The following is a 21,402-nucleotide window of genomic DNA, read 5'->3' on the forward strand; positions in this document are numbered from 1 at the left end:
TTAACTCATCAATTTGTCGTACTTAGCTTGACGATCTGCCAAACCGTTTAACCCGCCATTAACTCGCTTAGTCACATCAACTACACGTTTGAGTGCTGCGAGATTGTTTTTCTGCCAATACCAAATGCCGGCAAGTACGATCAACTCTAAATCTGTACCAACATCATCGAGTTTAATCTCTCGACCCAGCCACTTACGGAAGGCTGTGTAATTGTTTTTGCCGGTGATTTGAATTAAGCCACGACCACGGAATTTATAGCCATCACCGCTTTGCTCGTCACCATTACCCATACGGTTAGCGTAAGCGCGGTTTGCAATCTTTTCCGGCTGTCTCGCATACGCCTTTACATTACCGGAATTAAAATATTTCGGAAACGTACGGAGTAGCGCCACGTCCGAATAATTCAGATTTTCGGTAAACACACTAAAGCCCGCCGTCTCGTGCCCGCATTGAGCTAAAAACATAGCCTGTTGCTCTTTTGTCTTGCAACCGGCTAAACCAATATATTTAGCAATCTCGTGATAAATTAGAGGCTTGGAATTGGGAAAGACAGAAAGAAATTTAGACTCAGAAATGTGCATTTTGACATCTAGCGAATCTGATATTTGCTGCATCATATTAATTAAACTCATCGTAATCATTAACCTTGTCTTGTTTGCCGAAACCTACGTCGTTAACGTCAATCTTTTTGCGAATCAAAGCAAACAAAAATTCACGAATCTTTTCAGCCCCGACAAATCCAAGCATTCCGCCAACAAACGTAGATAAACTCTCACCAACGCCGGCATACACTAATAGCGACATAGACGATAACGTTAGCGCCCCACAAATTGCACCATCAAGCAACCGCTGGCGGAAGGTAATCTTTTGTTGTAAAAAAAAACCACGTAACATAGACATAAAAAAAGCCATCACAAATCCTGTAATGGCACTGTAATTTTGTTGTAGATAGACTAATAAAGCAGTCCAAATCTCGGGTGTTTTATCCGGCATTTTATACATACTCCACCCCGCTTTATCTTTTTCGAGGCAATAAAAAACCCCGACCGGCAAAAACCGATCAGGGCTATAAAATTTGTAGTTGCGTGATGCGCTTGCACCTACCGCAAGGATATTAGTGAATCTATCATTCACGTGCGCACAAGTCAAGAGATAAGTTTTTTATTTTTTTATAAATTTTGCAAAAAAACACTTTACAACTTCGCAAATGCGAAGTAATATATACACATCAAGACGCAATGGTGCGATTGAATCTTTAGGAGAATTTATTATGTATACCTCAGCAGTAAAAACCTTTCTAACATTCACTACTCAAGAAAAGATCAACGCTTTAGCGAGCCGCAATACAGCCGATGAACGCAGAGCGGTGATCCAGTCAATGCCTGAAAACAAAAGATACGTACTGCACGGACGTTGGAGTCGTGAAGCCATCTTGAGATTTGCAGGAAAACGTAATTTCAAAGGTCAAATCACCGTGACATACACAAAAATGAATTACAGCAAGCCAAGCTTGACTAGTGATGAATCACAATTTGAATTAGAGCTAAGATAATGACAGGATTAGAATTAAAACTAGCCCGACACACTCTCGGGCTAACTATTGCAGAAGCAGCTGAACACATTGGCAAAGTTTCAAAAAGAAGCTGGGAATATTGGGAAAGCGGTAACTTTAACGTCAAAGATGACGTGGAAAGAGTAATTAATCAATTGTTAGCGAGACGGAAGGAGATTTTAGAAAGCATAATCGAACAAGGGCAATCCGCCAAGAAAATAGCTGTTATCTATTATCCGACTCCGGAATATTGTTCAGACGTGATCGAATGGCGCTTTAGTCAATCTCTTGCGACTACTTTGTCGATTGATTTTGGCGCACAACTAGTAACATTTGATATTAAGAGCTACAACCAATTTTTAACTGTTCATAACTTAGAAGATAATCAAGCTTCACGCAGTCATTGGGCTGCAACACAAAGCGAAAAAGTTATTAATTAACACCAATAGCCTCCAATCGGAGGCTTTTATTATTTACTTAGCGCTTTTGCTCGAGATTTACTGAAATAGTCGAGTCGATTATAAGTCACAACGACCGAGTCAGATATATCTGACAATGTGTCGTCCTGTCTAACCGAAATTGTTGCCAGTAAATCATCTTTTACGTACTGATAAGATTTTATAACGCAGTAACCTGTCTCAACGCACACTTTATGAGCTTGCGGCAAAATAGCGAGTTCTGATTTTCCTAACCCGTTACCAGTTAATTTTGAGTCGTAGAAATCAAAAATTCGACTTGATTCTTTTTGCGATATGTCTAAAAAATAACCCGACACAGACACAAGTTTAGCTCCATCGAATTGTGCGAGATAGTGACCGTCTTTAATATCAGGTGCTGGCGGAATAATCTCATATCTGCCAACTGCTAAATTTTTAAATCTAGTATCGCTTGATTTTAAATTTGAAATCTCCGCCTCGCTCATATCCCAAGACATACCAAACGCTTGCACCGGCAGCTTATCTCCGCAAGCACTAATAAGACAAGCCGCCAAAATTAATAATAATTTACGCATACATAACTCCAAATGACAACAGTTGTAATTATTATACTTCATGTTTAATAAAAAAGCCCTGCAATTACACAGGGCTTATCAAAATTATGAATCTAACTTGTAGCAAACCGACAAATTCTTCGCAATTACAGCGCCAAGAACAAAACTTTTGGCAATTGTCAAAGACCGGTAAAGTGTGGTCTTTGATATATCCAAATCTTTGACTAGTTGTTTTTCGTCATAGCGCATCACGTAGTTACCAAGTAACACATAATATGCCTGCTCATCATATTGCTTGAGATTTTTAATTATTCCATCAATTTCGATCAAATCATCGTCGGTTGTCAGAACGATGCAGTGATGTTTTTTAGGCGAATCAGCCACCCAACTCGCACACTTACACGGAAATTCCGTGCCGACGCGTGACTTAGCGTGTCTCCCCCATCTAAATAACGTTGCGTCAATATCAATTTTAAGCATTTGCAATCTCCTTAATTCTAACGATCACCGCTCCGCCTTTCTTGTTGCCCTTGTCGGTAAATGTGAGTTTTTTGACATACTTTCGCGAATCATCCACGATCATTTGGCTCTGCACTAACGAATCCAAAATACATTTGCCCAAATTATCTAAATCACGGTCTCGGTTATCCGGAAAATATACATCTAACTCAATTTCGACTTGACCGCCAAATTTATATAACCCTTGACTCGCAATAAACACTTGCCATTGATAAGTTTTACCCCGTGGGCTCACTGCCATTTTATTTCGCCCTACACGCTGCCAGTAGTGATTGACGCTTGGCGGATATGGCAAAGCCATTTCAATATAATCACTCATTTTTACCCCCACTTAATACTTATAAGCGCACAAAACACACTTAATAAAAAACAACCGCCAATAAAAATATCTTTATCTGTCATTAACACTCAACGCCTCTAAACTTAATGCTCTATCTAAAAATCTAAATAATAAATCCGTTTGCTTACCGTAATTTTGTTCGAACAACTGCGCATTACAGTGCAATTCGTTGTGATGTACTCGGCATAGCGGAATCACGAATAAATCATGCTCTTTACTTCCCATCTTGCCTCGCCCTTGCCCAATGATGTGATGTGGGTCATCGGCTCGTTTACCGCAACAAACACACGGTTGTGATTTTACAAACTGCAACCACTTACTTGATTCAAATCGTATCTCTTTCGGTTTTGCCATAAAACTTGCCGGCGGTTCAGGATCTGCTTTTAGCTTTAAAATCGGCTGCGCTAGTGTTTTAAAAATCTTATGCGGGTCTGCTTGCTCCGCTGCGTAAGTCGTAGATTCTCTATGATCGTGAGTTTCTTTTGGCGGTAGATTTAATAACAGACGAAGGTCTTGCTCATTAATTGCATTAATACAATTTTTCGCAACTGCCCACGCGAACAAGCACCCTAAATTCACGCTTTCATCCGCTTGGAGACTTAGGTCTTTACGAATTTTATATGCAACAAACTGCACCCAATTTTCTTCCGCCAATGCGTTTAACTCTTCCTCGTTTGCTTCGCCCCGGTGCGCTATACCATCATGGTGCCAACAAGTGCGGATAAAACCTGTTTTCGTGCGTGTAACCGTCATTTCTTTATGGCAATAAGCGCCGTCTCTACACTGACAAATTGCAATTTTGCGTACCCATTTGGATAATTCAGCTTCTCCGCCCGCTGCTTTGCGTACTAATTCCGATTTCGCAAAGTCAGCTAGTTGTGGACAAGCGGTCGAATTCTGCAAATTTTTTGCAATTTCTATCTTGCCGGACGGTTGCGTTTTTAAGTTATCTGTCGCCGGCATTAAAATAGTACGCTCACCGAACGCTAGCTTATTTACCGTTGGCGGAATACGATAAAACACAATCCCCGCTTCGGTCTGAAAGTATGGTTTGAGTAATAATGCTTCAGTCATCTGTTAGTTCCCATATACCAAAATAGCCACAACTTTTCGTGCGATTTAATGAGCAACCATTGCTTACTTGTGGGAATGGCTTCGGCTCAATTAAATGTCCCTCACATTGGAATCGGTCATCTCTCATCTCGCTACAAAGAGCCGGTAAATCCGGTACATACCAATCTGTCAGCGGAGCGTTACATTTAGGGCATTTATGCGTTGTTATCATTGGTCCCAACCTGTTTGATTTTGTCATAGCTAACATAACTTGTTAAAAATCCCTCTGCGTATGGGTCAAATACGGCAAACATCTGCCATTTAGGGTTGTCACTCACCGGCAAGCCGGTTACTGGGTTAATAAACGCAACTCTTTGCCCGATAATGTCGATCACCTCTGTGGCATTTTCTCTAATGAGTTGAAACCACTCTGTAGATTTGTCCGCATTGAGCAACATCACAATAAAACATTGCTTCTCACGCATTAACCGGATGGCTTGACGCACAAATTTTTTAACATAGCCTCTGCCGTATGGCGGATTAATAAAAATTCGTGCGTGATTTGGGATAATCTGCGTAACCGCGTCAAAATTCAGAAAATCAATTTCAGGAGTAATAAATCTTTCACAAATAGCATTCTCTGCTGTCGCCGCACCATCCCAATTTACTAACCACCGGTATTTGGCGTAAGTGCGGCATTCCGGCGGTGTTTGCCAAGTGTTTTTGTCAAAATCAGTCATTGCTAAGCTCCTAATGTCGGGATCGGTAAATCGTGAATTTGCTCCGCCACGGCTTTGATATTGCCGGCAATCACGGAATTAATATTATGCTCGGTCGGGTGTGCGTTTTTTGTTTTGATAACGCAGTAGTACACGAATTTTTTGCGTAGATCTCTAAAATCCGTACGATTGAATAGTGTCGGCGTACTTAGATAACGCTGATAAACGCCTCGTACCTCATCCACCGATGGCATATCCGCAATTTGTGCTTTGCGGTTTGCTTCCGCTTCGCTCACCCACTTGCCATTTACCGCTACCGGTCTGCCAGATTCTGCCCAAGCGGTTGCTTTCGGCAAGTAATCTTCAAAGTTCGAAGATCGGAAAATCGTTTTAGGCCCAAGATGTTCACGCATTTTTCCATCTCGACCCCATTTCGCAACGAGGTAATCAATCACAAGTTCGCAATCTTGACGGGTAGAATCCTTCAAGCGAGCCGTCGCAAGTTTTAGCGAATTACCCGAGGTTTTGAATTTTGGCAATTTGATTCCCACCACATCGCTTAATTCCGCCAAGCGGTCATTTAAATGATTTAACACAGCAACGCTTTCGAGCTGTGTTTCCCCCACAGGGGGATTAAGGGGGGATTGATCTCTATTATTATTAATATCTTGTATATATTTATCTGGCGAATTTTTTTCCGCGACTTCACGAATTTTTTTTCGTTGTTCTTCGGATTTTAATTCGCCTGACGAATTTTTTTCCGCCTCGCGAATTGGGGTGATTTGATTCCACTCAGAGCCCTTATCGGTTAAGCGTACATAATACTTACCATCCATTAACACCATGTCTATAATGTCTTTATCTTTAAGCGCATTCATGTGACGTCGAGCAGTATCACGTTTCCAACCTTCGGCAAGTAACTCTTCAGCCACTTTACTTGGCTCCACCCAATAATATGTAAAACCATTGATAACGGTCGCTTTAGCCCACGATGACGCTTGATTGATTAAATCAACAATACCGCCAAGAGATGGCTTTATACCCCACTCAAGACAACGCACTTGATTAATGTGTATTGAATATCTCATGCTGCCACCTTGCTGTGATAATATTTTCCGTTCCAGTCCGATTTCATCGGGAGCTTACCTTTCATGTAGTCTTCAAAAATTTTGATAGCACCGGTTTCTAATAACACCGGTTTATATACTGTGAGTTCAATCCTTGATACAGGATCCACCTCAACTCTTTTAAATGATTCGGTTAAATACTTATCTCGAGCGTGAGCGAATACCCGCCAACTGTATTTATCTTTATAGAGCCAACCCTTTGAGCGCAAATAATCGTTGATTTTGTTACTATTTACACCGTTCAAACCTTTAACAAATTGCGCCGGTGTTAAACCGGGTTCGAAATATGATTTCAGCGCATTGTTTTCTTCGGTTTTTTGCTTATTCTCAAGTTGTAAGATTTGATTCTGCTCCGCTTGATCGGCTGCTAAACGTAATGCTTCCGCATACGTTTGTGGGATTACCGGTGTTTGTTGCTGTAACTGAGCTTCAAGCTCTTGCCAGCGGTCGATAATTCTTGCGGTAAATTCAGGGCATAATTGCGCTACAACAATTAATGATTCACGCTTGCCCAAACGATAAATTTTTTGTGTGCGAGCACGTCCTAACATATCTGCTATCGGTTCATCCTCCATTGGAGGGCGAACAAAAACGCCCCGTTCGGCACACCGCTCAATCGTGCGTTTTACATTATCGTGACGAGCTTCGACTAACTCCGCCACCTCGGTGCTTTTCATTAATAAACCGCTTGCATTTTGTCCGCCAAGCGGTAAACTATTTATGTACATTGAAGCTGGCATTTATGCCTCCTATCAAGACCAGCGCTAGTGATATAGCGCTGGTTTTTTATTGCCTGTTTTCTGGTGGAAACACATCATCAATTGATACATTTGCACCAAACTTATTTAACGCTTCTACTAGTTTTCTTGAAATTGCTAATGAAGGCGTTCTTGTTCCAAGCTCATAGTTGGAAATTCTCCCTTGCCCACAGTTAAGCTCTTGAGCCAATTGCAGTTGGGAAATGCCAATCTTATTTCTAAATTCTGCAAGTTTATTCATTTTAAATTTCACTTTGTGTTTAAAATAAAATAATTTAATCACATTAAGTGATTAATGGCAATCACTTTTTGTCGTTAGTTTTATATAACGGTTCGTGATATTATTATTTCATCAAATCAAAGAGGGCTAATGCTATGAATACAAAACCGATTGGCGAAAAAATTAAAGACTTACGAAATGCGCAAAAATTAAGCCAAAAAGAATTAGCTGATCTATGCGGAAAATTAGATACAAGAAAGAAAGGTTCTAAATGGGGACAGTCTCGAATAGGGAATTACGAAACAAGCGCAAGAGTACCGGATTTAGATGATATTCGAATCATTGCTACAGTATTAAAAACCGAGCCTTCAGAATTAGCTTTTGGTAGCGATGAACTTGAAATAATAGGAAAACCAAAGGATGGGATTATCCCAGTAGTGGGTGAAGCAGCAATGGGACGTGACGAAACTGTAAGATTGGAAGAATTAAGAACAGGCTACATCAATTTATACAGCGCAGATCCTGATGCTTACGCCGTTCGTGGCAAAGGTTCATCAATGGAACCACGCATTAAAAGCGGTGAATATATCGTGATTGAACCAAATACACCCGCAATGAATGGTGATGATGTGCTGATTTGCACTACTTCGGGTCAGTATATGATTAAGACTCTTGATTGGCACCGTGATGGTGAATATCGCTTTTCAAGTATTAATAACTCTCATCCGCCATTCAATCTACCGGAACATGAAGTGGTTAATATTCACACCGTGGGAGCAATTGTTAAGGCCTCTCGTTTTACAGCATTTGAAACGATTGATCCGGTTATCGAATCGTAAGATTAAACACCGTATTTCGCTGACGAATTAACAGTCAAAAAGCTACGTTCATGCGTAGCTTTTTCTATTTGAGCCAGATGCGTTTTTAATTCCCTCGAATTCGGGGGAATTAAAACTTGCATTATTTAATCTCTTCCAATCAACTAAAAATGTTTCCACTCTAAACCTTGAGTAGCAAATGTAAACTGTCCCTTACCATAATTATAAAAACTCGCTTCTACAATCAGCTTATTAGATTTTCTCAACTTCTCAACAAAAGTTTTCATCGATTTTGGATTTTCAATGAATAGCGTACTGTTATCACCACCATCAGAGCCAACCATTCGATAGCTTTCCAGTTTTTCACTATCAAATTTTACCGTAATTTTACAGCTCTCAATCATGCAGCCATTAAACTGACCATTTACAGAAAATATCACGTCATTGCCATATTTAGGATCTTGGCGCAAAGTCAAATTCATCGATGAATCATTATAAGGGAAACCAAAATCAATAGTATTACTAGAAATAAGCGTCGCTGTATGCGTTGTTGCATCCCTCAATTCATCTCTTTTCTGACGATATTCCCATTTCACTTTTTCTACGTTTTCCTCATTAGCCTTCTGCTCTTTTTTCATAAAAACACCATCATAGCATTCAAGACGTTTCGTACTGTCTTCAATCTTGCTGCAACTGTCCCCTGTTACTTGTGCCAAAGATAAGGACGGCACACACAATAAAGCAATTAATAATTTTTTCATAAAAACTCCTTAGGTATAAAAATCTTTTTCATTCTAATGAAAAAGCGAATTTTATTCCGTGATCATTCTCTCAGAATCACTTCTAAAACCACTCAATAGATTAAAAAACAATCAATCAAACCAATCCGCAAAAAAATTATTTCCTTTAAAAATCAACAATTTATCACAATTTGTGATAAATATCAGATAAATAAATCACAATTTGTTATTGACTTATAAAACACAAATCGTGATAATACACACATCAAAACGCAGTACAGCAAAACAAACTGCAACGCTCTTTAACAATTTGGTGCTTATGCGAACGAATATTTAGACCGCAAGAAGTAAACTTCAACGCTTCATTCATAGAGGGAATGAATGTTTAGGCAGTGCACTCGCAAGGTGTAAAGAGCTAAACGCGCAACACTGGTATTCAATGTTCTAAGCAATCACATTCCGATAATCGGATACGGATATAAGCGGCACCCGACAGTATGGCAAAGCTGGGCGGGCGACAGAACCACACCGTTTGGTCTGTTTTCCAGTTGGTAAAAAATGGGAAAGCAACAGACAGCAAACGTTAGCTAAAGGCGTGACAGCTTGGAGAGACAAGCATCCTACGGCACTTTCACAGGATTTGAAAGTGGCTCTTGATTTAATCACAAGTGAGCGACTTCAGGAGAAGTATTAAATTGGGACTGATTATCCCGAATGTATGTAAGACTCTTCTTGCTGACTGTGGCAAGTATAAATAATCACAGTCACCAATGCTAGGCTTGCTAATATTGGCCATAGGACGGAACTTATAACTCCGGAAAGCAATCAGCAGATAACTGATGTAATGTGGGTTCGATTCCCACGCCTAGCACCAACGATCGCATAGCTCAATGGATAGAGCAACCACCTTCTAAGCGGTGGGATGAGGGTTCGAATCCCTCTGCAGTCGCCACCTATAAGCATATTCTTTGAGTGTGCTTATAGGTGGGAACACCGTAATTTGACATTTATATCCGATAATCATACCGCCATTCACGGTGGCGGTATTTATCAGAAAGCGCACTGGAGGTACTCCGTTATTGTCGTTGTCAAAGTGCTTGTAAAACTCCTTTAGTGCGCTTTCTAATGAATGGTTATGGATTGTCGTTCATTGTTTTAAATGCGTATGTATGTAAGTTGAATAAGGAGGATGGTATGTAAATCATTTATCTCTGTTTTGATTGATTTGTAAGTTCCCCTTGCCTGTTTGGGTAAAACAGGCGCTATTTAAAACCGCTCTAGAGTCTCCACTCGGGTTCTTTCTTGTTTGCACTCTGCCCGAGTTAGAGCGGTTCTAAATGGCAAGTTGATCGGCTGAAACTTTAAAACGACCGATTCATTTCCTTAGGTAATGACCTCCTCGCCCCTCTCTAGTTATTGGATTGGGGCTTTTTTTTAACCAAATCATCCCTTCGAGGACAATATTATGAGTAATTTATCAATCTCCCTTCTTGCTCTTAGCGCCGCTATGTTTCTCGGAGGGCAGATCGTAACAACAAAAGATCTAGACGGCAAAGAATTGGTTGATTCCATTCATTGCCAACAGAAAGGCGGCACAATGGAGTGGGTTGAAAGTGGTCAATTTTTCGTAAAAAACCTCAAATGCCAATACCCACAAACAACACCAATCGAATTTGTAAATAACGAAGGACTTAACAATGGCTATTGATGACTGGAATTTATATCCGCAGAAACGACCGATTAAAAGCGGTAACTATCTTGTAGTTGTGACCATCAAGAACGAATCACTTGGTATAAACCGGCTCGTAACGCTTAGTAATTATGACGCAATGAAGCATGAATTTGATTTTGATGCTCGAATGAAAGAACGTGAGAGTGCTGAACGTGTTTATGCTTGGGTTCACTATAAAGAACCGCCTCCGCCGCCAATGCTTAAAACGCCAAAAGGAAAGAAAAATGAACGCTAGAAATACTCTGCTACAACTAATCGAAGCACGCAAAGAACTTGATCGCCAGTTTAAATATGTTGAGCAATTACAGATTGACGCTGTGCTTACAATTTCACCGGTAAAAATTGGCGATCTTGTGCCGCTTGGTAAAAGCGAAATTAAAGTATTCAACATTGTTATTAACCGTATTTTATCAGATGGCGTAGAGTTTAAGATTTACGGCTACGTCAAGAAGATGGACGGCACATTCGGCAAACATCATAGATGCGTTTATCAAACGCTGACATTGACTGATATTAACTAACAATAGGTAAAAAAATGCAATCTACACAAGACATTTTGAACGAACGCCAAGCACAGCACGGCAGCTATGAGGGCTTTTGCGAAATCTACGGCGGTTTACGAAAAGTCAGCGATAAACACGCCGAAAAGCTCACTTGGCAACAACAAACTGCGGTCGAAATGATGTTATTCAAAATTGCCCGAATTCTAAACAACGGAGCAAATCATCAAGATAACTATCAAGACATTGCCGGCTACGCATTATTGGGTGGTGGGCTTTTTGAACCGGAGAAACCTGCAACAACGGAAATTACAGGTGCGACCATCAAAACCAAATATGACGACAAATAAACCGCCAACCGGCGGTTTTTTATTAACCAAATCAACAATCAATCCAACATGGAGAAACAACATGAGCAACTTAACCCCATTCGATCAAACATTATCTAAACTTAACCGTGGAGAACTTAACGATGAATTAACCAATGTACTCGCTGAAGTCGTCAAAGCCGTCCGCCAAACTCGTAAGCAAGGTTCAATTACACTGACTCTGAATGTTGCTATGCTGAATACTCGTACCGAAGATTCAATCAAAATCACACCGAAAGTCAGCCGTAAAATCCCTGAACTTGATCGTGAAGAAAGCATTGTATTCTCAACAGCAAGCGGTGATGTGTTATTTGATGACCCGAATCAGCTTAAAATGGAATTAAAGGCGGTTGAAGAAAAACCGAAAGGTAGCTTAAAAGTTTTAGCAACTGCCGCAGCATAATCATTAATTAACTAACTTTATATAAGAAGGATCCTATTATATGGAAAAAATTATCAAAGAAATCGCAAGCCTAGCTTCAAATGGTTTGAATGTTGGCGAATTAGCAGGTACACCGGCAATTCTTACCCGTGATGATTTTGAAATCAAATCATTAGAACATTTACAACCAACACCAAATCGTATTCGCCAAGCGGTTACGGTCTCCACTTCACAATCTCTTATTGATTACACCAATAAATTCAAAATTGCCGGTACAGCTATTTTTTGCGACTTGGATTCACTGAACGTACAAACTATCTTTGATTACCACGCAAATCCGCAAGCAGCCCGTTGGGGTGACCATACAGCAAGCTACACTTGCCCGCACTCGAAAGACTGGAAGGCTTGGGCTGGTAAAAATAAAAGTGCAATGAGCCAAATTGAATTTGCGCAGTTCATTGAAAACAACATTCATTGCGTAGCAAGTGAAGGCAACGTAGTAAGCGGTACTGAATTGCTGGCGATGGTGCTTACCTTTGAAGAAACTCGTAAATCTGAGTTCAAGTCGGTACAACGTTTACAAGACGGCACAATGTCATTCGCATTCACAGATGAAAAAAGTGGTGGTGGTAAAACACGCTTGCCAGAAGAAATCATCTTAGGTTTGCAACCATTCCACAATGGCGACTACTACCAAATTAAGGCTCGCATTCGTTATCGTATTAAAGATGGTTTATTAACCTTATGGTATGAACTCATCAATCCTGAAAAAGTGATTGAAGATGCGTTTAAGACAACGATTGAAAATCTGAAATCAAACATTCCTGATGTAGATTTTTACGAAGGCAATTTAGCGTAATCGTAAATTTTGACTGAAAACAGACCGCTTGTTCGAAAGTTCAAGCGGTTTTGTTTTATAGCATTAAAATTTTAATTGCAGTCAGAGAGCATTGGACTTTGTGGAAGAACAAATAAGAAATTGAGGGGCCAATATGTTAAGTGAAAATGACAAACAAGCTATTTTGAATGGCGCTTTTGGTGTGACTAGAACGGGTCAAAAAGCTAAATTTTTAGGTAAAAACGCGAGATCCGACCACACTTGGTGGTGTTTTTATAACGATGATGGTTCGGTTGATGATTTTAAACCATTTCAGAGTGTTTTTGAGTACAGAGAAAATAAGCAAGCTCATTTCGATATTATTGGTTTATGGCAAGACAAACCGGAGCCATTTGACTTAGATCGAGCTTTGAAAGGGGAATGTATTAATTACAGCGGTGAGCCTTGTTATATATATTACAGCAACCGAAAAACAGAAACGCATGAATATATTGTGGAAGCCTTAAGTGGTGCATTTGTGTTAGGTCAAGTGCATTTGAATGAGCTTGAGAAGTGTGCAATGTGGAAAGACCCTGAACCGCAGTTATCAACTAATAGTTTACAACTGCCTAAGCCAATAACCAGCTTTAAAAATAATAGCGATATAGTTTATATGCTAGCTGCTGACGCTTTGACAGGCGAATTTAAAGTGGAAGAAGTTAAACCTTTTAACCGACATGCATCAATGCGAGTCAATGGAAGATATTACAATTCAAAACAAGATGTAATAAAAGTCATCGAAGCAATCACAGGTAAACAATACGAAGGCCGCTAGAAATAGCGGTTTTGTTGTTTTTGAAGAGGGTAAGCAAATGAATACCAACAAATGGAAGTCATTATTTTTTCTATTAAGCGGTGTGTTTACGTCAAATTTATATTTCATCGGATTAAATGCAGGCGTTTTCGGCGCTCAAGTAATATCAGTGCTATTAGTAATGGCGCTAACTTGTTGGGCAATTTTGGCGGATTAGACTATGAGCAAGTTGAAATTTAATGAAAGCTTTTTAGCGGATGTCGCCGAACATAAAATTACCGTAATTGAAAATACGGATAACGCTAAAATTTTTCGCTGTGCCAAGCCAAACGAAATCAACCAATCTTTCACAGTGATTTATGCTGCTAATAGAGTGATTATTACTGGAGATATGGGGGATTACGCTTTTGGGCGTTTGGTAAACCCCTATGAGTTTTTCTCGCAAAATGAATCTGCTCTCTCCTTCGATTATTTAGCAGAAAAATGCCTAGCGGAAGATACCAATGCACACATCAGAAAATTTGATAGCGAAAGCGCAGAAAATATTATTCGGACCAATATTGAAGAATACGCCACTGAACTAGAAGAATGCGAGCAAGATGCGCTGTTAATGGAATTCGAAGATTCGATTGAATTTGTGGATTTTTCAAATCAGTTTGAAGTTGAGCAATGGTTTGTAGGAATTAGCTATGACCCGTTGAGCGATGCACTTAATGATATATGTTTGGATGATTTTAATGTGTATTCTCACCATTTCAAGTGGTGCGTACAAGCTATCGCTTGGGCAACACGTGAATTTAACAAGGTGGTAAGTAAAAAATAAGGAAGAAGAAAATGAAACAGAACACCATTAATCAAATTGAAAGTTGGTTTAAAACCGCAGTACCGAATCCAACGATTGATAATCAGCGAGTGCAGCTAGGTTGCCACCTCGAGGAAGTCTGTGAGATGCTCATGAGTTTGGGAGGATTCAGTGAGGGCGATGAATTGTATTTTTTATCGGAAAAAATGAAAAATAGAACAAGTTATAACGATGTTATTTCTGGTATGAGTAATTTTGACAAAATTGAGTTGCTCGATGCCTTATGCGATCAAATTGTAACAGCTATCGGCGTAGCGCATATGTTCGGTATGGATATTCAAGGAGCGCTGCAAGAAGTAGCCAACAGCAATGACAGCAAGTTTGAAGATGGTAAACCAGTGTTTAACGAACACGGAAAAATTGCAAAAGGCAAGAATTATTTCAAGCCGGAACTCGCTAAATTTATTAAAAAGGATTTAGAAAATGACTAAAGAATTACCACGTTTCGGTGAAATTTGTTACTTTACGATCAAGTTAAAAGGTATGAATCAGTCACATGAATGGCTTGGCTATTTAAGCTATAAAGCGATAGATCGTGAATTTGCCGAAGATGAAGAATATTTTTACGATGAAGACGGTAATTGTCTCAAGCGTTTTGTCTATATTCCCGAGATAGATAGTTCATGTAGTATCAATGATGTTGTAAGTTGGCGACCGTTGCATAGTTGGAATAATAACGAGAGTACTCGACCGGAATATGACGGCACTTATCTTGTTGTTTTGGATGACGGACAAGTGACTACGCTAGATTATGAATCTTGGGAAGGATGGAGCTGTTACAGCGATGACGAGATATTATATTGGATGAAATTTCCAGAACCACCTAAGGAGGTTAAAAATGGAAAAAGAAAATAACGGCTGGATTAGTGTTAAAGACAAAAAACCTGAGCTTGACTGCGGAATAAAATCTGAAAACTTATTGTTATATGGCTATAAATCCGATTTCGAAGACTATGTAGAGATTTTTATAGGTTATATGATCAACGGAAATAGATTTTATTCAGATAATGGCGAATGTGGCAAAGTAACCCACTGGCAACCACTTCCGCCAATGCCAGCGAAGAAATAATTTTGAAGACGCACTATAAAGTGCGTTTTTTTATTTATGGAATAAAAAATGTTCACCTACGGCTCAATATGTTCAGGTATTGAGGCTGTATCGGTTGCTTGGAAAGGTATCGGAAAGCCAGTTTGGTTTTCTGAAATTGAACCTTTTCCTTGTGCCGTGCTTGCTTATCACTATCCTGATATTCCAAATCTAGGCGATATGACCGCCTTAGTTCCTAAAATCCTCAATCGTGAAATTCCCGCACCTGATGTTTTAGTCGGTGGTACACCTTGCCAAGCATTTTCCGTGGCTGGCAAACGTGAAAGTTTAAACGATGATAGAGGTAACTTAACATTAACCCTTATTCACATTTTGGAGGCTATTGATTATGTCCGACTCTCAGACGGAAAACAACCTTGCGTACTTGTGTGGGAAAACGTGCCGGGTGTTTTATCCACCAAGGACAACGCTTTCGGACACTTTCTGGCTGGATTGGCTCAAGAACATCAGCCATTACAACCAACAGGGAATAAATGGACAAACGCTGGTTATGTGCATTCAGCCAGAGCTATCTCGTGGCGAGTCCTCAATGCTCAATACTTCGGAGTCGCACAACGACGCAAGAGAGTGTTCCTTGTGGCAAGTGCTAGAAAACGAAGTGTCGCCCAAATACTCATTGAGCCAAAAGGCTTGCGAGGGGATTTTAACTCGAGCAAGCAGGAGGAAGAAAACACTACCACCTATATTGAAAGCAGCTTTGGAAGTTACCGCCAATCCAATATAGGTGGAACACTTAAGGCTTGTGGAGGTGTTTTAGGTGGCGGATCTGAAATATTTGTTGTTCACGGCACGCAAGATCCTATCATTAACACGAAAATTTCTCATTGTTTAGGTAGAAATAACGGACAAGAAAATGTGTTATTTGAAATCAAAGGTGCTGAAGCTGTTCGAGTTGCGGAACAGCCTCTTTTCCCTACCTTAAAATCAAGAATGGGAACTGGCGGAAACAATGTACCTTGCATTGTTCTTGCCGGGAATACCATTGGTAGAAAACCTGAAAATGGCGGAAATGGTAACGGATTTGATGAAAGTGGTATCAGCTATACATTGACTGCTACTGATGTTCATGCAGTCTGCAATCAATACATCCTACGTAAACTCACACCCAAAGAGTGTGAACGCTTACAAGGTTTTCCTGACGATTACACCAAAATACCTTACCGAAATAAAACCGCAAAAGACTGTCCTGACAGCCCTCGCTATAAAGCCATTGGAAATTCAATGGCTGTGCCTGTAATGAAATGGATTGGTGAAAGAGTTGCTGATTATCTCAAATAATTACCGTACCGAGGTTTAAGAGTACAAATATGAACGATACAAATTTATGGTTATTAATAGCTGAGTTATCCCTCGTGCGTATAGTTTGGCTATTACACACTCTGCATGAACGAGAGCGTGACGAAAAACTGATGATCCTGAATATCCGGCTTTGGCTAATTGATCGGGGGCGATATGTTTAGAAACGAATTGCAAGTAATGGATGGTAAGCGATATATCGTGCTTGAAGCAGAATTTAAGAATGAGTGGACAGTTTTGAGAGAAACAAGAAAAACCGTCACTCAAGGCGAAGCATTAGAAATTTGCCAATATTGGGTAAAATATAAAAACGTGAAACCGGAACAGTTACAAATCGTTGAAGTACCGGATATCTTAAGAAAAACACCAAGATGGTAATATTAATGGAGTAAAAATGGAGCAAACTCTATCTTTACAAGATGTTGCGGCGCTACTTAATCTAAGTTATAGAACTGTTTATAACAATAGATTTCGCTGGGGTGCATTTAAAATGCAAGGATCGAGAGTGTGGAGAATTTATCGCTCCGATCTTGAAAAACATAAACAACACGTCGATAATGATTTGCAGGTTATCTCTGTAGGTCGAAAGAAGGATAATTTATGTCGATCTACAAACGAAAAGACAGCGCAATCTGGTGGGTTGATGTTGTTACGCCAAGCGGAAGCAGAATTAGACGCTCTTCTAAAACGGCAATAAAAAAACAGGCTCAAGAATTTCATGACAAATTAAAATCCCAATTATGGGATGTCGAAATTCTGAATAAATCACCTGACCGATACTTTGAGGAAGCATTATTGCTATTTCTGAAAGACGGTCAGGGCCAAAAACGATTTGATAGCAAACAAGCGCACGCACAATATTTTAGAGAACGTTTTCATGGTCGAACTCTGAAATCTTTAACGAGCGAAGAACTCATTAATGCGATTCCAACATTTTGCCATCGGCGAAATAAGCCACTTTCGCCGGCAACGCAAAATAGATACCGTTCAAGTCTGCTGAGAATTTTTTCACTTGCGCATAAAGCGGGATGGGTTGAAAAAATCCCTTTTATTATGCGAAAAAACGAACCCAAAGTTAGGGTTAGCTGGCTGGAAAAATCTCAAGCAGCAGAATTAATTAATTCTCTAAAGCTAGAATGGATGCGTAACGTCTGTACATTTGCACTACTTACTGGCGCACGCATGAGTGAGATTCTAACTTTAACTTGGGATAAGGTCAATTTTGCAAAAAATTTAGCAATTGTCAGTAATGATAAAGCTAAATCCGGCAAAGCAAGATCGCTACCATTGAACAACAAAGCCATTGATTTATTACAGCAAATCAAGACTAAGTCAAAATCTAAGTACGTATTCGTGAGATGTTCCACGGGACACGCTATCGGAGATATTGATAGACGTGACTTTAGGCAGGCGTGTGAAAAAATAGGTATGCCATCATTTCACTTTCACGATCTCCGCCATACTTGGGCAAGTTGGCACGTACAAGCCGGCACACCATTATTCACATTAAAAGAAATGGGAGGCTGGGAGACCCTTGAAATGGTAAGAAAGTATGCTCACTTGAACGCTAATCACATGTTGGACTACGCAAATCACGTCACGTTTACGTCACAGTAGCTATTTTACACAAGGAGTTAAAAAATGAGAATCTATATAAACTATTGAAATATAAATGGGTTTAATGGTCCCCCCTACCGGACTTGAACCAGTGACCAAGCGATTATGAGTCGCCTGCTCTAACCGACTGAGCTAAGGGGGGATAAGAGAAGTGTTTGAATTATAGGGAAATTTGAGGCGTCCGTCTAGCACTAGACGAACGCTCGCATAAAAAACATACTCAATAATAAATCAAAGTTTATCTGCCCACCAAATTAAACTCGCCATTCTGCCCGTTTGTTTATCTCGTCGATAAGAGAAAAATTGTGCCTGCTCGGTGAAAGTACAGTGTTCGCCCCCCGTAATTGCTTTGAGCCCTAATTTCTGCAAACGCTGTTTTGCAATTTGGTAAAGATTGCCTAAAAATTTACCGCTTGTAGAAGTATCTGCGACAAAGGCTTGCTCCGCTTGCGGATCAAAGGCGCAAAATTGTTCAATCACTTCTTTACCGACTTGGAAAGCATTAGGTCCAATCGCAGGCCCTAACCAAGCACTAATTTCAGCAGGATCGCAATTAAATTCCGCAACCGTATTTTCTAATACACCATCGCATAAGCCTCGCCAGCCCGCATGCGCAGCTGCAATTTCGGTGCCATCTTTGCTATAAAATAACACGGGTAAACAATCTGCTGTCATCACTAAACAAACCTGATTCGGCTGATTGGTGTAAACGGCATCCGCTTCCAAATTCTCGCCATCGTAAGGCAGTCGAATAACTCGCGTGCTGTGCGTTTGAGTTAAAAATACGGGGAAATGAGGTAATCCAAATTGCGTTACTAATAATTCACGATTGCGTTGTACATCCGTAGGATTATCTCCAACGTGATCGCCTAAGTTAAAGCTATCAAAAGGTGCTTGGCTTACACCGCCCGTTCTTACACTGGTAAATGCGTGAATATGTGCTGGTGCATTCCAATTTGGCGTGATGTTTTTCATGTAAAATTTTCTCTAAAAATGACCGCTTATTTGCGTACTGCAATGGCTTCAATTTCTAAACCGACATCTTTTGGTAAACGCGCAACTTCTACGCAAGAGCGCGCTGGAAATGCGGGATGATTATTTTCACGGAAAAACGCTTCATATTCAGCATTTACCGCTGCAAAATCATTTAAGTCTTTTACAAAAACGGTCGTTTTTACAATATCCGCTACGGTTAAACCTGCTTGTTCAATAATGGCTTTCACGTTTTCTAATGATTGGCGAGCTTGTTGAACAATATCCGCAGGAATTTCGCCTGCCTGCGGATTAACTGGAATTTGTCCCGAGGTTAAAACAAGATTGCCTAAATCGACCGCTTGTACATAAGGACCAATTGCCGCTGGCGCTTTTTCTGTGTGAATCACTTTAGTCATAATGAATTCCTTCTTTGGGTAATGAAAAATATTGCGTTTAATGATAATATCTCCCACCTTTTATTTCCACCCCTAATCTCAAAGAGAAATAGCATGAGCATTAACGTTACTGAAATTGTCCTTCATCAGCTTCACCAAACGGAAGCTGAAACACCTGAGCTTAATACGGTGCTTCGCGATAATTTACTTGCCATTAGTCCTGAAGTTGAGCAAATGATGTTACAACTTCATCAAGCCTATCAAAGCAAAGCAAAAGCTTATGGCGTATTCAAAACTGAATCGGTTTTCGCTCAGCAACTGAACCGCTTGTTAGAACAAGAAACGGATTTTTTACCGTTCAGCCATAGTTGTGCCAAAATGCTCTCAACTGAATTAGCAAAATATCCTTTTGCTTCAGGGGGCACATTTATTCTTTGTCGTTATAACTTTTTAGCGACCGACTACTTATTTATTGCGCTTATTGATAGCCGCACTTCTATGTTGGTAGATGACCAGCTAGAGATAAAACGCACCGAATATTTAGATATTACTCAATACGATATTGCTTGCCGTATCAATCTTACGGAATTAAAACTTAATGCTCAGTCAAACCGCTATCTCACCTTTATTAAAGGACGTGTGGGTAGAAAGATTGCGGATTTCTTTATGGATTTCCTGAGTGCGGAAGAAGGTTTCAACCCACAGCTACAAAATCAAACGCTTTTACAAGCGGTAAGTGATTATTGTGATCAAGGGGAATTATCTGCACCACAAACTCGTGAAGTGAAAAAACAAGTCTTCGAATATTGCAAAGGTCAGATTAATAACGGTGAAGAAATTGCCTTAAGTGAATTATCCGAAGCATTACCAACGCTGAATGAAGTAAATTTTGCGCAATTTACCCAAGATCAAGAATACGGATTGGAAGAAAACATCCCTCCTGTTCGAAATGCGTTAAAGACTTTAACCAAATATTCTGGCTCTGGTAAAGGTGTTACGATTAGTTTTAACGCCGAATTGCTTGGTGAACGTCTAATTTGGGATGAACTAAACGATACGTTGACAATCAAAGGGTTACCAGCCAACTTGCGTGACCAACTAGAACGTAATAAGTAATGGAAAATTTTTATTAGTTTGGGTATTATCTATCCAATCATTTGGAACAATTTAAAGGTCAATAAATATGATGAAAATGAAATCTCTTTTAGCTATCGCTCTGCTTGCTGTAGGTGTTACTGCTTGTTCTACAGTAAAAAAGGTTGTGTATCGTATTGATGTGCCACAAGGCAACTACCTAGAGCAAGATAAAATTGATCAAGTAAAAATCGGCATGAATAAGACACAAGTACAATATTTACTTGGTACGCCTGTTTTACAAGATACTTTTGCACAAAACCGTTGGGATTATGTGTTTATTCAGCGTGAAGGCTACAACGATCCTATTCAACATACATTATTTGTTTACTTCGATAATCAAGGTTTGGTTAGCGATATCAAATTAGACAAGCCAATTACAGCTCAAGCTGAATAATAGATTAGCCCACTTATGTGGGCTTTTTTAGCGTTAAGCATAACAATCCATTAAATTTTATAATCCAAAACAGATTCATTAGTTTTTTTTAATCAAAAGGCTCGTTTTTCTATTTTAACCATCAGATACGACCTCTTTTGCTGAAAAATCACGAATTTATAATCATA

The 21,402-nt window shown here is 39.8% G+C and carries 34 protein-coding genes and 3 tRNA genes; 23 read left to right on the top strand and 14 right to left on the bottom strand.

Annotated elements, in window-relative coordinates; all coding sequences use genetic code 11:
• Both F8M47_RS03690 and F8M47_RS03695 read right to left on the bottom strand, forming a co-directional pair.
• Positions 1–633, bottom strand: a complete 633-nt coding sequence (locus tag F8M47_RS03690; protein ID WP_150538851.1) for a glycoside hydrolase family 19 protein — start codon at positions 631–633, stop codon at positions 1–3.
• Positions 620–1,003 (bottom strand): phage holin, lambda family, encoded by a 384-nt coding sequence (locus F8M47_RS03695; RefSeq protein ID WP_150538852.1) that lies wholly within the window; start codon positions 1,001–1,003, stop codon positions 620–622. The genes F8M47_RS03690 and F8M47_RS03695 overlap by 14 nt, the downstream gene beginning before the upstream one ends.
• Before the next feature lie 268 nt (positions 1,004–1,271).
• Between F8M47_RS03695 and F8M47_RS03700 the strand changes: the two genes are divergently transcribed.
• Entirely contained in the window at positions 1,272–1,553 is a 282-nt protein-coding gene (locus tag F8M47_RS03700; RefSeq protein WP_150538853.1) for a hypothetical protein, read from the top strand.
• On the top strand, positions 1,553–1,993 hold the full coding sequence (locus tag F8M47_RS03705; protein ID WP_150538854.1) for an Aca2/YdiL-like domain-containing protein: 441 nt from the start codon (positions 1,553–1,555) through the stop codon (positions 1,991–1,993). Before F8M47_RS03700 ends, F8M47_RS03705 begins: the two co-directional genes overlap by 1 nt.
• 29 nt (positions 1,994–2,022) lie before the next feature.
• Here F8M47_RS03705 and F8M47_RS03710 read toward each other — a convergent pair whose 3' ends face one another.
• The 8 genes from F8M47_RS03710 to F8M47_RS03750 form a co-directional block, all read right to left on the bottom strand.
• Positions 2,023–2,565 carry a hypothetical protein gene (locus F8M47_RS03710; RefSeq protein WP_150538855.1) on the bottom strand — a complete coding sequence of 181 codons (543 nt, stop codon included), beginning with the start codon at positions 2,563–2,565 and terminating at the stop codon, positions 2,023–2,025.
• 84 nt (positions 2,566–2,649) lie between these two features.
• Complete coding sequence (locus F8M47_RS03715) at positions 2,650–3,024, bottom strand: antiterminator Q family protein (protein WP_150538856.1); 375 nt, start codon at positions 3,022–3,024, stop codon at positions 2,650–2,652.
• Positions 3,017–3,382, bottom strand: a complete 366-nt coding sequence (locus F8M47_RS03720) for a RusA family crossover junction endodeoxyribonuclease (protein WP_150538857.1) — start codon at positions 3,380–3,382, stop codon at positions 3,017–3,019. The genes F8M47_RS03715 and F8M47_RS03720 overlap by 8 nt, the downstream gene beginning before the upstream one ends.
• Before the next feature lie 72 nt (positions 3,383–3,454).
• On the bottom strand, positions 3,455–4,477 hold the full coding sequence (locus F8M47_RS03725) for a DUF968 domain-containing protein (RefSeq protein WP_150538858.1): 1,023 nt from the start codon (positions 4,475–4,477) through the stop codon (positions 3,455–3,457).
• 194 nt (positions 4,478–4,671) lie between these two features.
• Positions 4,672–5,196 (bottom strand): DNA N-6-adenine-methyltransferase, encoded by a 525-nt coding sequence (locus F8M47_RS03730; protein ID WP_150538859.1) that lies wholly within the window; start codon positions 5,194–5,196, stop codon positions 4,672–4,674.
• 2 nt (positions 5,197–5,198) lie between these two features.
• On the bottom strand, positions 5,199–6,263 hold the full coding sequence (locus F8M47_RS12225; RefSeq protein WP_244298050.1) for a conserved phage C-terminal domain-containing protein: 1,065 nt from the start codon (positions 6,261–6,263) through the stop codon (positions 5,199–5,201).
• Positions 6,260–7,042, bottom strand: a complete 783-nt coding sequence (locus tag F8M47_RS03745; protein ID WP_244298051.1) for a Rha family transcriptional regulator — start codon at positions 7,040–7,042, stop codon at positions 6,260–6,262. Before F8M47_RS03745 ends, F8M47_RS12225 begins: the two co-directional genes overlap by 4 nt.
• 46 nt (positions 7,043–7,088) lie before the next feature.
• The gene (locus tag F8M47_RS03750) at positions 7,089–7,301 is read right to left on the bottom strand and encodes a helix-turn-helix transcriptional regulator (protein WP_150538860.1); all 213 of its coding nucleotides are present in this window, start codon (positions 7,299–7,301) and stop codon (positions 7,089–7,091) included.
• 134 nt (positions 7,302–7,435) lie between these two features.
• On the opposite strand from F8M47_RS03750, the gene F8M47_RS03755 reads away from it, so the two are divergent.
• On the top strand, positions 7,436–8,119 hold the full coding sequence (locus F8M47_RS03755) for an XRE family transcriptional regulator (RefSeq protein WP_150538861.1): 684 nt from the start codon (positions 7,436–7,438) through the stop codon (positions 8,117–8,119).
• Between the two features lie 143 nt (positions 8,120–8,262).
• Here the strand turns inward: F8M47_RS03755 and F8M47_RS03760 are convergent, their stop codons facing one another.
• Complete coding sequence (locus F8M47_RS03760; protein ID WP_150538862.1) at positions 8,263–8,859, bottom strand: hypothetical protein; 597 nt, start codon at positions 8,857–8,859, stop codon at positions 8,263–8,265.
• 751 nt (positions 8,860–9,610) lie between these two features.
• On the opposite strand from F8M47_RS03760, the gene F8M47_RS03765 reads away from it, so the two are divergent.
• The 18 genes from F8M47_RS03765 to F8M47_RS03845 all read left to right on the top strand — a co-directional run bounded on the left by F8M47_RS03765 (position 9,611) and on the right by F8M47_RS03845 (position 18,334).
• Positions 9,611–9,712 (top strand) — tRNA-Ile (locus tag F8M47_RS03765).
• A 2-nt stretch (positions 9,713–9,714) separates the two neighbouring features.
• Positions 9,715–9,790 (top strand) — tRNA-Arg (locus F8M47_RS03770).
• A gap of 513 nt (positions 9,791–10,303) precedes the next feature.
• Positions 10,304–10,546, top strand: a complete 243-nt coding sequence (locus F8M47_RS03775) for a hypothetical protein (RefSeq protein WP_244298052.1) — start codon at positions 10,304–10,306, stop codon at positions 10,544–10,546.
• On the top strand, positions 10,536–10,805 hold the full coding sequence (locus tag F8M47_RS03780; protein WP_150538863.1) for a hypothetical protein: 270 nt from the start codon (positions 10,536–10,538) through the stop codon (positions 10,803–10,805). Before F8M47_RS03775 ends, F8M47_RS03780 begins: the two co-directional genes overlap by 11 nt.
• On the top strand, positions 10,795–11,091 hold the full coding sequence (locus F8M47_RS03785) for a hypothetical protein (protein ID WP_150538864.1): 297 nt from the start codon (positions 10,795–10,797) through the stop codon (positions 11,089–11,091). The genes F8M47_RS03780 and F8M47_RS03785 overlap by 11 nt, the downstream gene beginning before the upstream one ends.
• A 14-nt stretch (positions 11,092–11,105) precedes the next feature.
• Positions 11,106–11,420, top strand: coding sequence for a DUF6378 domain-containing protein (locus F8M47_RS03790; RefSeq protein WP_150538865.1), 315 nt, complete (start codon positions 11,106–11,108; stop codon positions 11,418–11,420).
• A 61-nt stretch (positions 11,421–11,481) separates the two neighbouring features.
• A complete protein-coding gene (locus tag F8M47_RS03795) occupies positions 11,482–11,841 on the top strand; it encodes a hypothetical protein (RefSeq protein ID WP_150538866.1) in 360 nt (119 codons plus the stop codon).
• 40 nt (positions 11,842–11,881) lie between these two features.
• A complete protein-coding gene (locus tag F8M47_RS03800) occupies positions 11,882–12,679 on the top strand; it encodes a YfdQ family protein (protein WP_150538867.1) in 798 nt (265 codons plus the stop codon).
• A gap of 133 nt (positions 12,680–12,812) precedes the next feature.
• A complete protein-coding gene (locus tag F8M47_RS03805) occupies positions 12,813–13,472 on the top strand; it encodes a hypothetical protein (protein WP_150538868.1) in 660 nt (219 codons plus the stop codon).
• Positions 13,473–13,509: 37 nt separating this feature from the next.
• Positions 13,510–13,668, top strand: a complete 159-nt coding sequence (locus tag F8M47_RS12050) for a hypothetical protein (RefSeq protein WP_167509596.1) — start codon at positions 13,510–13,512, stop codon at positions 13,666–13,668.
• Positions 13,669–13,671: 3 nt separating this feature from the next.
• Positions 13,672–14,274, top strand: a complete 603-nt coding sequence (locus F8M47_RS03810) for a hypothetical protein (RefSeq protein ID WP_150538869.1) — start codon at positions 13,672–13,674, stop codon at positions 14,272–14,274.
• 11 nt (positions 14,275–14,285) lie between these two features.
• The gene (locus F8M47_RS03815; RefSeq protein ID WP_150538870.1) at positions 14,286–14,744 is read left to right on the top strand and encodes a nucleoside triphosphate pyrophosphohydrolase family protein; all 459 of its coding nucleotides are present in this window, start codon (positions 14,286–14,288) and stop codon (positions 14,742–14,744) included.
• The gene (locus F8M47_RS03820) at positions 14,737–15,168 is read left to right on the top strand and encodes a DUF551 domain-containing protein (protein WP_150538871.1); all 432 of its coding nucleotides are present in this window, start codon (positions 14,737–14,739) and stop codon (positions 15,166–15,168) included. Before F8M47_RS03815 ends, F8M47_RS03820 begins: the two co-directional genes overlap by 8 nt.
• Positions 15,152–15,382 (top strand): DUF551 domain-containing protein, encoded by a 231-nt coding sequence (locus F8M47_RS03825; RefSeq protein ID WP_150538872.1) that lies wholly within the window; start codon positions 15,152–15,154, stop codon positions 15,380–15,382. Before F8M47_RS03820 ends, F8M47_RS03825 begins: the two co-directional genes overlap by 17 nt.
• 48 nt (positions 15,383–15,430) lie before the next feature.
• The gene (locus F8M47_RS03830) at positions 15,431–16,699 is read left to right on the top strand and encodes a DNA cytosine methyltransferase (RefSeq protein ID WP_150538873.1); all 1,269 of its coding nucleotides are present in this window, start codon (positions 15,431–15,433) and stop codon (positions 16,697–16,699) included.
• A gap of 174 nt (positions 16,700–16,873) precedes the next feature.
• Entirely contained in the window at positions 16,874–17,095 is a 222-nt protein-coding gene (locus F8M47_RS03835) for a hypothetical protein (protein WP_150538874.1), read from the top strand.
• A 16-nt stretch (positions 17,096–17,111) separates the two neighbouring features.
• Positions 17,112–17,414, top strand: a complete 303-nt coding sequence (locus tag F8M47_RS12435) for a helix-turn-helix domain-containing protein (RefSeq protein WP_113667366.1) — start codon at positions 17,112–17,114, stop codon at positions 17,412–17,414.
• On the top strand, positions 17,318–18,334 hold the full coding sequence (locus tag F8M47_RS03845) for a tyrosine-type recombinase/integrase (RefSeq protein ID WP_005616866.1): 1,017 nt from the start codon (positions 17,318–17,320) through the stop codon (positions 18,332–18,334). The genes F8M47_RS12435 and F8M47_RS03845 overlap by 97 nt, the downstream gene beginning before the upstream one ends.
• A gap of 65 nt (positions 18,335–18,399) precedes the next feature.
• Here F8M47_RS03845 and F8M47_RS03850 read toward each other — a convergent pair.
• The 3 genes from F8M47_RS03850 to F8M47_RS03860 form a co-directional block, all read right to left on the bottom strand.
• Positions 18,400–18,476, bottom strand: a tRNA-Ile gene (locus F8M47_RS03850).
• Between the two features lie 89 nt (positions 18,477–18,565).
• Positions 18,566–19,309 carry a peptidoglycan editing factor PgeF gene (gene pgeF / locus F8M47_RS03855; protein WP_150538875.1) on the bottom strand — a complete coding sequence of 248 codons (744 nt, stop codon included), beginning with the start codon at positions 19,307–19,309 and terminating at the stop codon, positions 18,566–18,568.
• Positions 19,310–19,335: 26 nt separating this feature from the next.
• Entirely contained in the window at positions 19,336–19,725 is a 390-nt protein-coding gene (locus F8M47_RS03860) for a RidA family protein (protein WP_150538876.1), read from the bottom strand.
• Positions 19,726–19,818: 93 nt separating this feature from the next.
• On the opposite strand from F8M47_RS03860, the gene yejK reads away from it, so the two are divergent.
• Together yejK and bamE are read left to right on the top strand one after the other, a co-directional pair.
• Complete coding sequence (yejK, locus tag F8M47_RS03865) at positions 19,819–20,820, top strand: nucleoid-associated protein YejK (protein ID WP_150538877.1); 1,002 nt, start codon at positions 19,819–19,821, stop codon at positions 20,818–20,820.
• A 70-nt stretch (positions 20,821–20,890) separates the two neighbouring features.
• Positions 20,891–21,235 carry an outer membrane protein assembly factor BamE gene (gene bamE / locus F8M47_RS03870; RefSeq protein WP_150538933.1) on the top strand — a complete coding sequence of 115 codons (345 nt, stop codon included), beginning with the start codon at positions 20,891–20,893 and terminating at the stop codon, positions 21,233–21,235.
• Positions 21,236–21,402 lie beyond the last annotated feature (167 nt).

It is taken from the genome of Actinobacillus vicugnae (assembly GCF_901687125.1).
GTDB lineage: Bacteria > Pseudomonadota > Gammaproteobacteria > Enterobacterales > Pasteurellaceae > Actinobacillus > Actinobacillus vicugnae.

Bases quoted from the DNA above. Each gene is read 5' to 3' on its own strand.
- F8M47_RS03690 (WP_150538851.1), bottom strand. From the start codon at position 633: ATGAGTTTAATTAATATGATGCAGCAAATATCAGATTCGCTAGATGTC.
- F8M47_RS03695 (WP_150538852.1), bottom strand. From the start codon at position 1,003: ATGTATAAAATGCCGGATAAAACACCCGAGATTTGGACTGCTTTATTA.
- F8M47_RS03700 (WP_150538853.1), top strand. From the start codon at position 1,272: ATGTATACCTCAGCAGTAAAAACCTTTCTAACATTCACTACTCAAGAA.
- F8M47_RS03705 (WP_150538854.1), top strand. From the start codon at position 1,553: ATGACAGGATTAGAATTAAAACTAGCCCGACACACTCTCGGGCTAACT.
- F8M47_RS03710 (WP_150538855.1), bottom strand. From the start codon at position 2,565: ATGCGTAAATTATTATTAATTTTGGCGGCTTGTCTTATTAGTGCTTGC.
- F8M47_RS03715 (WP_150538856.1), bottom strand. From the start codon at position 3,024: ATGCTTAAAATTGATATTGACGCAACGTTATTTAGATGGGGGAGACAC.
- F8M47_RS03720 (WP_150538857.1), bottom strand. From the start codon at position 3,382: ATGAGTGATTATATTGAAATGGCTTTGCCATATCCGCCAAGCGTCAAT.
- F8M47_RS03725 (WP_150538858.1), bottom strand. From the start codon at position 4,477: ATGACTGAAGCATTATTACTCAAACCATACTTTCAGACCGAAGCGGGG.
- F8M47_RS03730 (WP_150538859.1), bottom strand. From the start codon at position 5,196: ATGACTGATTTTGACAAAAACACTTGGCAAACACCGCCGGAATGCCGC.
- F8M47_RS12225 (WP_244298050.1), bottom strand. From the start codon at position 6,263: ATGAGATATTCAATACACATTAATCAAGTGCGTTGTCTTGAGTGGGGT.
- F8M47_RS03745 (WP_244298051.1), bottom strand. From the start codon at position 7,042: ATGCCAGCTTCAATGTACATAAATAGTTTACCGCTTGGCGGACAAAAT.
- F8M47_RS03750 (WP_150538860.1), bottom strand. From the start codon at position 7,301: ATGAATAAACTTGCAGAATTTAGAAATAAGATTGGCATTTCCCAACTG.
- F8M47_RS03755 (WP_150538861.1), top strand. From the start codon at position 7,436: ATGAATACAAAACCGATTGGCGAAAAAATTAAAGACTTACGAAATGCG.
- F8M47_RS03760 (WP_150538862.1), bottom strand. From the start codon at position 8,859: ATGAAAAAATTATTAATTGCTTTATTGTGTGTGCCGTCCTTATCTTTG.
- F8M47_RS03775 (WP_244298052.1), top strand. From the start codon at position 10,304: ATGAGTAATTTATCAATCTCCCTTCTTGCTCTTAGCGCCGCTATGTTT.
- F8M47_RS03780 (WP_150538863.1), top strand. From the start codon at position 10,536: ATGGCTATTGATGACTGGAATTTATATCCGCAGAAACGACCGATTAAA.
- F8M47_RS03785 (WP_150538864.1), top strand. From the start codon at position 10,795: ATGAACGCTAGAAATACTCTGCTACAACTAATCGAAGCACGCAAAGAA.
- F8M47_RS03790 (WP_150538865.1), top strand. From the start codon at position 11,106: ATGCAATCTACACAAGACATTTTGAACGAACGCCAAGCACAGCACGGC.
- F8M47_RS03795 (WP_150538866.1), top strand. From the start codon at position 11,482: ATGAGCAACTTAACCCCATTCGATCAAACATTATCTAAACTTAACCGT.
- F8M47_RS03800 (WP_150538867.1), top strand. From the start codon at position 11,882: ATGGAAAAAATTATCAAAGAAATCGCAAGCCTAGCTTCAAATGGTTTG.
- F8M47_RS03805 (WP_150538868.1), top strand. From the start codon at position 12,813: ATGTTAAGTGAAAATGACAAACAAGCTATTTTGAATGGCGCTTTTGGT.
- F8M47_RS12050 (WP_167509596.1), top strand. From the start codon at position 13,510: ATGAATACCAACAAATGGAAGTCATTATTTTTTCTATTAAGCGGTGTG.
- F8M47_RS03810 (WP_150538869.1), top strand. From the start codon at position 13,672: ATGAGCAAGTTGAAATTTAATGAAAGCTTTTTAGCGGATGTCGCCGAA.
- F8M47_RS03815 (WP_150538870.1), top strand. From the start codon at position 14,286: ATGAAACAGAACACCATTAATCAAATTGAAAGTTGGTTTAAAACCGCA.
- F8M47_RS03820 (WP_150538871.1), top strand. From the start codon at position 14,737: ATGACTAAAGAATTACCACGTTTCGGTGAAATTTGTTACTTTACGATC.
- F8M47_RS03825 (WP_150538872.1), top strand. From the start codon at position 15,152: ATGGAAAAAGAAAATAACGGCTGGATTAGTGTTAAAGACAAAAAACCT.
- F8M47_RS03830 (WP_150538873.1), top strand. From the start codon at position 15,431: ATGTTCACCTACGGCTCAATATGTTCAGGTATTGAGGCTGTATCGGTT.
- F8M47_RS03835 (WP_150538874.1), top strand. From the start codon at position 16,874: ATGTTTAGAAACGAATTGCAAGTAATGGATGGTAAGCGATATATCGTG.
- F8M47_RS12435 (WP_113667366.1), top strand. From the start codon at position 17,112: ATGGAGCAAACTCTATCTTTACAAGATGTTGCGGCGCTACTTAATCTA.
- F8M47_RS03845 (WP_005616866.1), top strand. From the start codon at position 17,318: ATGTCGATCTACAAACGAAAAGACAGCGCAATCTGGTGGGTTGATGTT.
- pgeF (WP_150538875.1), bottom strand. From the start codon at position 19,309: ATGAAAAACATCACGCCAAATTGGAATGCACCAGCACATATTCACGCA.
- F8M47_RS03860 (WP_150538876.1), bottom strand. From the start codon at position 19,725: ATGACTAAAGTGATTCACACAGAAAAAGCGCCAGCGGCAATTGGTCCT.
- yejK (WP_150538877.1), top strand. From the start codon at position 19,819: ATGAGCATTAACGTTACTGAAATTGTCCTTCATCAGCTTCACCAAACG.
- bamE (WP_150538933.1), top strand. From the start codon at position 20,891: ATGAAAATGAAATCTCTTTTAGCTATCGCTCTGCTTGCTGTAGGTGTT.